Here is an 8,868-nt window from a genome sequence, read left to right as displayed (position 1 = left end):
TAACGTTTCAACTTCAACTACTTCAAAGTAATTCAACAACCCTTCGGGTAATAATAATTCATAGCCTGTTTGCATGATGCGAAATTAGAAAAAAAAATGCCTAGTCCACAAGAATTCGGGTTGATCCTGTCTAACTCTCGGTTTTGTATTTGCGCCTATTCTATTAGAATAAAAAAAACGATCACATATTTGCAATCGTTTTTTATCTTAGAGCGAAAGACGGGGTTCAAACCCGCGACCCTCAGCTTGGAAGGCTGATGCTCTATCAACTGAGCTACTTTCGCAAAATAGTGTGGGCAGTGATGGATTCGAACCACCGTAAGCGTAAGCTATCTGAGTTACAGTCAGACCCATTTGGCCACTCTGGTAACTGCCCTTCTTTTCTTTAGCGATGCAAAGATAACGCTTTTATTTATTCTTCCAAATTTCTACGGTAAAAATCTATCATTTTTATTGCAGTTATCGCACATTCATCGCCTTTGTTGCCATGTTTTCCACCTGCACGATCAATGGCTTGTTGCATGTCGTCAGTTGTTAATAGTCCGAAAATGAATGGTATATCGTATCGGATGTTTAAATCTGTTATGCCTTGTGTAACGCCATCACAAACGTAATCAAAATGGGGGGTATCTCCTCTTACTACGCATCCAAAAGTAATTACGGCATCCACTTCTTTGTTTTCTGCCATGTGTTTTGCCCCAAAAACAAGCTCGAAGCTTCCCGGTACGTAGTCGATTAGAATGTTTTCTTCTTTTACTCCGTGCTTGATTAATGTATTATATGCACCATCGAGCAATGGCTTTGTGATGTTTTCATTCCATTCGGAAACTACAATTGCGATTGTCATCTCTTCGCCATTCGGTACTTTTGCCGGATCGTATGATGATAAGTTATGGTATGCTGTTGCCATTTGTTCTTGTTTTTTGATTTATCCTACAAAGATATTTATTTCTGTTCGATAAACCTATTAAGGATTCGTTGATCTTCTCTAAAGAAAGTTATAATATCAAATGGTGCTATGTATATATTGTTTAGCTTCTACAAAAAAAAAAGGTCTTGCTACGTGCAAGACCTTTTTTATATTGAGAGTGAAGGAGTATTATTTACTTCCTTTCATTATTTCTGCTTCTTGAATATATTTATCAGCCTCTAATGCTAATTCAGAACTGTTGTATTGGTTCTTTATGATAGAAAACATTTCGATAACCTTATCGTATTGTCCAAGCTCTCTATAGATGATTCCAGCTTTTTTGTATAGAACCGGGCTTTGTACTTCGTTATCTACGCCTTTAGCTGCTTTGACGAAATATGGTATAGCTTCTTCTGCTGCACCGGTGCTGGCAAGGCAATCACCAATTGTTCCGTTCACAAGGTGGCTTAGTATTTTGTCGCTACCATCATAATCTTTCAAGTAAGCCAATGCCTGATCGTATTTACCTAGGTTAGCATAGCTTATACCTGCATATAATTTTGCTAGTTTTCCCGGTTTTGTTGAACCATATTCATTGATGATGCTTTCAAAGCCAATGTAGCCATTTCCATCTCCATAGATAGCAAGCGAATCTTGTCCTGTTCTATAATATTGTTCACCTTTGAATAATGCCACTTGAGCTTCTTTGGCTTTAGGCGCAATATAGAAATGGTTATATGCTAAATAAGCACATACAACAAGAACGACTATACCTATAGCTATCAATAGCTGTTTTTGATATTTTTCGATGAAATGTTCTGATTCGAAAACGGCATTATCAATACGTTGCCAGTCTTTCTCTTCGCGTAATTCGGCTTGTTTCTTTTTTGATAGAGACATTGTTACTATGAATTATATTGTTTATTTTATTGTTTCTTAATTAGTCGCGACAAAAATAGGTGTTTTCTATCTATAAATAAAATCTTAGATGCTTTTTTTTATTCCGTATAGAATTTTACTAACTGTTCGATAGCTCTTTGGCATGCAGGACAGAAATCTTTGCATGTATTTGTCTTCATTCTACAGTCGTACGCAGGACGGTATATTCCTTTAGCTGAATAGCCTGCACCCTCAAATACACCTACTTTATATTTGTCGGCAGATTCGATAGGTGTCGGAATCGGTGTCTGCGGAGCGAGCATGTCTTTCCATTTAACAGCAAATTTAGTTAAAGTCGTGATGTTGGGTTCCCATGGTTCGATATTATGCGGATAAGTATCATCAAATATATCTCCTCCTTCGTAGTGATATTCGTCCGCAAGTCCGGCAAAGCTATGCCCGAATTCATGAACCACTACGGGATTGAAATCACGGTGTCCTGTTGTTGTCAGTGTGTATGCGTTGAATATTCCACCCCCTCCATATACTTCCGTATTAGCTAAAATAATAATGTGGGCGTATGGAATACCTGCAATAGCATCGTGCATATCTTTTACATTGCTTGTTGTGAGGTATCTGTCAGAATAAAATGTGTCGAAGTGCGAACTTAAAGCTGTTTCTTTCCATTTATTAGTTCGGGGAACACTGACTCCCGAATCTTTAGATGGAGTCTCTACTGCAATAATATTAAATTTATCTTGCAGCTTATTGAATGGACTATGTTTAAATATCTCATCGCAGGTTATTTGGGCGTGCTTTCTGAATTTACTCATTTCCACTTGTGTATAACCTTCTGCAAGTATTACAACATTAATACAGTTTTGGGTCGAATCGCCACGATGTATCATATGGTATGGTGTCGGGTTGCTTGCACCTTTCTTTTTTATTAGAATGTCATTAGGATCTACAAGGTGTCTTATGGCCAACTGATAAAATCCTTTTTTATCACGGAGCTTAATCTCTACCCATACTTTTTCTTTGGGGTAGGGGATTAAAAAGGTATTCTCGAAACTTTTTCTTACAGTCTTAGCTTCGGGTGTTGTTTGCCATTCGAAGAAAAGAGTACTGAACGAATTTTTATATATGCATTTATTGCTTTCGCTACTAAAAACACTTATTTGTCCATTACCATCTCTTATGATTTCAGATAAATTGTGTTTTCGTCCTGCCCATTGTGGTAACTGGCTCATTTGATCGAGAGATATAGTTTCAGAATGATCATTGCCTGAAAATATATAATCGATTCGTAATGTTTTCTCTATGAAGTAATCATCAAAATTCTGAGCGGTTACATTTAGCAACGAAAAAGAAATAGAACACCAAAGTAGAAAATATTTCATAGTAAGTATCGTTTAATAGTATGACAAATATATGAATTATTAATAATAAACAATTTGGATGTAGCTTATTATAAAGGTCTGAAAAAGAGGTTTGGGTAATTAAATTTATACTTTTTTTGATTTATCATATTATGCATTCTTGTATAATTGATTAGCTTTGCATCCTGAATACACTAAGCATGGGATCTCATTGATGAGAAAAATACGCGTCTTTACTTATATATTTCTGTTTGTAATGTTCTCTGTACCATTCTGGGGTGCAGTATCTTCGTTTACAGCAGGTGCTATTGGTGTATCCTCATTTAAGGTGAAAGATTCTATTCTATCTGTTCAGGTAGATTCCGTTAAAATTAAAAAAGATAGCTTACCGTCAGATTCTTCGACTAAGAAAAAAAGCGTTTTAGATGCAGTAGTCGACTATCAGGCAAAAGACTCTATTGTAATGACTTCCGATAACTGGGGGTATTTATATGGCGATGGTGAGGTGAAATATACTACCATTCAACTTAAAGCCGAGAAAATATCCATGAGTATGGATAGTAGTATTGTGAGAGCAACGTTCGGTTTAGATTCTGTTGGTGACGAGTTTGGTTACCCCGTTTTCTCCGATGGCGGAGTAGATTATGAGTCTAAAGCGATGAAATATAATTTCAAGACAAGGAAGGGCTATATAAATAATGTAATAACTCAACAAGGCGAAGGCTATATTGTTGCAGAAAAAGCTAAGAAAACACAAGACGAAGCTTTCTTTATGGAAGACGGACGCTATACAACTTGCGATGATCATGATCATCCCCATTTCTATTTAGCATTAACAAGAGCAAAAGTTCGTCCAAAGAAAAATGTAATAACGGGTCCTGCTTATCTGGTAATAGAAGATTTACCCCTTCCTTTTATAGGCCTTCCTTTTGGCTTCTTCCCTTTTTCAGACAAATATTCATCTGGTGTTATCATGCCTACATTCGGGGATGAGATGGAACGAGGTTTCTTCTTACGTGATGGGGGATACTATTTTGCAATTAATGATAATATAGATTTGGCTCTTACAGGCGAGATATATACTAAGGGTTCATGGGGGCTAAATGCGCGCTCTTCTTATCGCAAGCGCTATAAATACTCGGGGTCATTCGATGTTGGCTATTTGGTTACGAAAATCGGTGACAGATTATTGCCTGATTATTCAGTGTCGAAAGACCGAAGGATAACATGGACTCACTCTCAGGATCCTAAGTTTAATATGTACAGGACATTGTCTGCCAGTGTTAATTATTCTACAAGTTCATACGACCGTAATCAGATAAATTCGGTATATAATTCTGACCTTTTTACTCAAAGTACTAAAAGTTCGAGTGTAAATTTAACTCAGCGATTTCCGAATTCTCCATGGAGTGTATCGGCAACAATGAATATAGATCAGCGTACACGAGATTCTACCATATCAATGACATTGCCAAACATGACATTTACAATGAGCCGTATTTTCCCTTTCAAGCGAAAAGGGGCTGTGGGAGCAGAACGCTGGTATGAGAAGATTCAGTTAAATTATAACGGAGAACTTCGTAACAGCATTCTGACAAAGGAAAATATGCTATTTAGTTCCAGCCTTCAAAAAGACTGGAAGCATGCGATGAGGCATAGCATTCCCATATCAGCGACATATACGGCCTTCAACAACTTTCATATAACACCTGCCATTCAGTATAATGAACGGTGGTATACTGATAAGGTAACTCAAAAGTGGGATGGCTCGAGACATGTCGATGCAGATACAACGTATACATTCAGCCGTGTTTATGATTTCAATGCAGCAGTAAGTGTGCAGACCCGGATTTACGGTTTCTTTACACCTCTATTTTCTAAAAGTACTACAATCAGGCATATATTTTCACCTAGTATAGGTTTTAGTTATGCACCCGATTTCAGTGACCCGCGCTTTGGTTTCTACGATTCATATAAATATTATGACGCGAATGGAGACTTGCAGACCCATACTTATTCTCTATTTAAAAATGGTATGTTTGGTTCTCCACCTGCAGGTAAGCAAGGGATGATCAACTTTCAATTCGAGAATAACCTCGAAATGAAATATGCGGCAAATGATACGATTAAGAAAATTAGTTTAATAGATAATTTCAGTACGAGTTTTAGCTATAATATGGTTGCAGACTCTTTTAAATGGACTGATATTGCAACCAATACCCGTTTGAAGTTGAGCAAATCTGTGACTGTCAATGTTAATGCCACATTCGACCCTTATACTTACGATTTAGTGCGGGATAGAGATGGGAAAGTGACGGGACTTAGGCGTGTTGACGAACTTCGTATCTCAAAAAAAGGTAGTATTGGGCGCTTGATGCGTGTAGGATATGCAATTTCTCCTTCTATTAATCAAGATACTTTCAAAAAGTGGTTTGGCGGAAGTGAAGATAAAAAAGGTGACCCCAATAAAAATAATCCGATTGAAGGCGATCCTATGGATGATACTACAGATGGGATGGACGCAGAGGGAACCGAGAGAAAAAGTCTGTTAGGAGGTAAGAAAGACGATGGGCAGTATGATGCCGATGGTTATCTGAAAAACGATGTCAAGTGGAGCCTGTCAGCGAATTATTCATTTAACTATGCTTATGACATGACCAGATGGAATGAGGAAACCCGAGAGTTCAAATATAAACTGACACATAATCTGGGTTTCAATGGCAGTATTCAGCCTACTAAAAATTGGAGTTTCAATTTTAGTTCTGCTTACGATTTCGAAACCAATCAAATTTCATATCTGAATTGTAATCTCAGTCGTAATCTCCATTGCTGGACTCTTACAGCGAGTTTTATTCCCCTAGGCCCTTATCAGTCGTACTTCGTTTCCATCCGGGCAAACTCATCTATGCTCCAAGATTTGAAGTATGATAAACGTGGACGCTCATCTAGTTACGATCCTGCTTGGGATTAAGAGAAGATTTTTTATCTTTGCTAGATATTTTATAATAAATATATTTAATATTATGAAAAGCATAGTATCTTCCCTAGTCTTTTTCAGTGCTTTAGCACTCTTCTTGTTTGGTTCCTGTAAACCGTCTGAAACTCATTTCTTGAAAGATGAAAAATACAGAGAGCAAGTTCATCTGCAATTCGAGAAAAGAAAAGAACTGGCTGCGGGTCGTAGTCAAGAGCTGTTTTCCGTATTCGACAAACCTGATTTAACAATCGAGCAACGTGAAGCTTTAGAGTTTCTGTACGCTTATATGCCATTGTCGGATTTGGCAGACTATGATGGTGATTATTTCTTAGGACAGGTAGACGCAGCTTTCGCAGCTCGCGATTATTTTGACTGGGGTAAAACTATTCCGGAGGATATTTTCCGCCATTTCGTATTAGTATATCGTGTAAATAATGAGAATTTAGATACTGCCCGTCAGGTATTTTTCGGCGAATTGAAAGATCGTGTGAAAGGTATGACTATGGAGCAGGCTGTGTTGGAAGTGAACCATTGGTGTCACGAGAAAGTGACTTACCGAGGAACAGATGGGCGTACATCATCTCCATTAGCCTTGGCTCGCACTTCTTGGGGACGTTGCGGAGAAGAATCTACATTTACAACTGTAGCGCTACGTGCAGTGGGTATTCCTGCCCGTCAGTGTTATACTCCCCGTTGGGCACACACCGATGATAATCATGCATGGGTAGAGGCTTGGGTTGATGGTAAATGGCACTATATCGGTGCTTGCGAACCGGAACCGGAATTAGATGTGGCGTGGTTCACAGCTCCGGGGAAACGAGCTATGATGGTGCATACCAATGTGTTTGGTGCATATAATGGTCCGGAAGAAAAAAATGAAGAAACAGAACTATATTCGGTGATTAACTTGCTTGGTAATTATACAACAACTCGCGAAGTGAAGGTGAAAGTTGTAGATGAGTCGGGTAAGTCGGTAGAAGGAGCTACAGTGAGATATAATGTCTATAATTATGCAGAATTCTACCCTATTACTACTGCTACCACAGATGCTGCTGGTGCTACATCTGTTCTTTCGGGAATGGGTGATGTATTTGTATGGGTAAACAAAGGAGACAATTACGGTTATGGCAAGTCTGCAACTAAAGATTCCGAAATAACAATAAAACTGGATCAAAAAGCAGGAAAAGTATTTGAAGAAACGTTTGTGATGGAAGCTCCAGCCGAGCAACCTATTAAAGAGCTATCGGCAGAGAAAATTGCAGAAAATGCAAAGCGTCTGGCTCATGAGGATTCTATCCGTAATGCTTATATGGGAACATTTATTGCTGAAGATGCCGCTCGTAAATTTGCTGCAGAAAATAATTTAAATGCAGATGAAGCATGGAATTACTTAAGTAAGTCGCAAGGGAATTGGGATGAAATGAAAGCATTTATGTTGAAAGAAAAAGCCAATCCTTATCTGTTTGATTTCCTGGCAGCCTTACGTGAAAAAGATTTGCGCGACACACCTGCCGATTATCTATTGGATCATTTAACAAATGGTGAGAAATTAGGAGTAAAAGAAGGTACACCTAAAAATATGTATGCGAGTACTATATTTTCGCCACGCATTGCATTGGAATTAATTCGTCCATGGAGAGCGTTTGCGCAAGAGCAAATTCCTGCCGATTGGGTAGCAATAGCACAAGCTAATCCTGTGGAAATAGTAAATTATGTTCGTGATAATATTAAGATAAGTGAAACGGAAAATTATTATAAGTGTCCGATTTCTCCACGAGGATCGCATGAATTGAAGATCGCAGACAAACGCTCTCGTGATATTCTTTTTGTTGCATTGTGCCGTACAATGGGTATTCCATCCCGTTTAGAATCATCGACATCCCGTCCTCAATATTTCGAAAATAACCAATGGAAAGATGTTAGCTTTGAAGCGGAGGCCCCTGTTTTGCCAAAGGCTTCGGTTGTATTTACCAACTATAAAGACAATATTGTAAAACCTGCATATTCTACTCATTATACATTGGCTCATTTCGAAAATGGGAATTTTGTTACTCTTAATTTTGGAGGAGATAAAACACTTAAAGAACTACCCGGCAAAGTAACAGTCGATGTCGGATATTACAGATTAATGATTGGTAGTAGAGCTAATGATGGTTCGGTAACAGTAAATACTCAGTATTTTGCAATAGAAGAGAATGAGACTAAGTCTCTTGAAATAAAACTTCCTCAAGTTGAAGGACGCATACAAGTACAAGGCATAGTAGACCCAAATACGATTATTAGTCTTACAGATGGTAACAAAAAAACATTGAAAGAATTAATGAATGGTAAAGGTCTGATCCTTTGTTTTGCCGATCCGGATAAAGAGCCGACTAAACATATTCTTCAAGATCTGCCTGTTGTGCAAACACCATTAGAAGAATGGGGTGGCGGAATCTTATTTGCAATACCTAATGATAAATTGAGTAAGGCTTTCGATGCTTCGGTATTCAAAGGTCTTCCTAAGCAATCGCAATGGAGCGTCGATGATAATCGTGCACTTCTTAATGCTGTGGCAGGGGCTCTGCAAATAGAGTTCTCTAATAACTTCCCTTTGACTGTTTACCTGAATTCTAATGGAGGAATCTTATTCTCCTCGCAAGGATACCGTATCGGTATAGGTGAGAATATCCTTAAAACTATCAGAGAAGAGCAATCAACAAAGTAAAAATACTTTAAAGAGA

At 38.1% G+C, this 8,868-nt stretch carries 5 protein-coding genes and 2 tRNA genes; 2 read left to right on the top strand and 5 right to left on the bottom strand.

Annotated features, from left to right (window positions below):
- Positions 1–211: 211 nt before the first annotated feature.
- The 5 genes from G7Y57_RS11020 to G7Y57_RS11000 form a co-directional block, all read right to left on the bottom strand.
- Positions 212–284 (bottom strand) — tRNA-Gly (locus tag G7Y57_RS11020).
- A 9-nt stretch (positions 285–293) separates the two neighbouring features.
- A tRNA-Tyr gene (locus tag G7Y57_RS11015) sits at positions 294–376 on the bottom strand.
- A 36-nt stretch (positions 377–412) separates the two neighbouring features.
- Positions 413–910: a 6,7-dimethyl-8-ribityllumazine synthase gene (gene ribH, locus G7Y57_RS11010; protein ID WP_165023862.1), complete on the bottom strand. Its 498-nt coding sequence runs from the start codon at positions 908–910 to the stop codon at positions 413–415.
- Between the two features lie 189 nt (positions 911–1,099).
- Positions 1,100–1,810 (bottom strand): tetratricopeptide repeat protein, encoded by a 711-nt coding sequence (locus tag G7Y57_RS11005; RefSeq protein ID WP_165023860.1) that lies wholly within the window; start codon positions 1,808–1,810, stop codon positions 1,100–1,102.
- A 98-nt stretch (positions 1,811–1,908) separates the two neighbouring features.
- A complete protein-coding gene (locus G7Y57_RS11000; RefSeq protein WP_165023857.1) occupies positions 1,909–3,189 on the bottom strand; it encodes a M64 family metallopeptidase in 1,281 nt (426 codons plus the stop codon).
- A gap of 193 nt (positions 3,190–3,382) precedes the next feature.
- Between G7Y57_RS11000 and G7Y57_RS10995 the strand changes: the two genes are divergently transcribed.
- Together G7Y57_RS10995 and G7Y57_RS10990 are read left to right on the top strand one after the other, a co-directional pair.
- A complete protein-coding gene (locus tag G7Y57_RS10995; protein ID WP_165023854.1) occupies positions 3,383–6,139 on the top strand; it encodes a putative LPS assembly protein LptD in 2,757 nt (918 codons plus the stop codon).
- Positions 6,140–6,191: 52 nt separating this feature from the next.
- Positions 6,192–8,852 (top strand): transglutaminase domain-containing protein, encoded by a 2,661-nt coding sequence (locus G7Y57_RS10990; RefSeq protein ID WP_165023851.1) that lies wholly within the window; start codon positions 6,192–6,194, stop codon positions 8,850–8,852.
- Positions 8,853–8,868: the final 16 nt, after the last annotated feature.

It is taken from the genome of Dysgonomonas sp. ZJ279, from assembly GCF_011039205.1.
GTDB lineage: Bacteria > Bacteroidota > Bacteroidia > Bacteroidales > Dysgonomonadaceae > Dysgonomonas.
Note: the sequence above shows the minus strand (reverse complement) of the source record. Positions and strands in the feature narration are given on the sequence as shown.

Bases quoted from the DNA above. Each gene is read 5' to 3' on its own strand.
- ribH (WP_165023862.1), bottom strand. From the start codon at position 910: ATGGCAACAGCATACCATAACTTATCATCATACGATCCGGCAAAAGTA.
- G7Y57_RS11005 (WP_165023860.1), bottom strand. From the start codon at position 1,810: ATGTCTCTATCAAAAAAGAAACAAGCCGAATTACGCGAAGAGAAAGAC.
- G7Y57_RS11000 (WP_165023857.1), bottom strand. From the start codon at position 3,189: ATGAAATATTTTCTACTTTGGTGTTCTATTTCTTTTTCGTTGCTAAAT.
- G7Y57_RS10995 (WP_165023854.1), top strand. From the start codon at position 3,383: ATGAGAAAAATACGCGTCTTTACTTATATATTTCTGTTTGTAATGTTC.
- G7Y57_RS10990 (WP_165023851.1), top strand. From the start codon at position 6,192: ATGAAAAGCATAGTATCTTCCCTAGTCTTTTTCAGTGCTTTAGCACTC.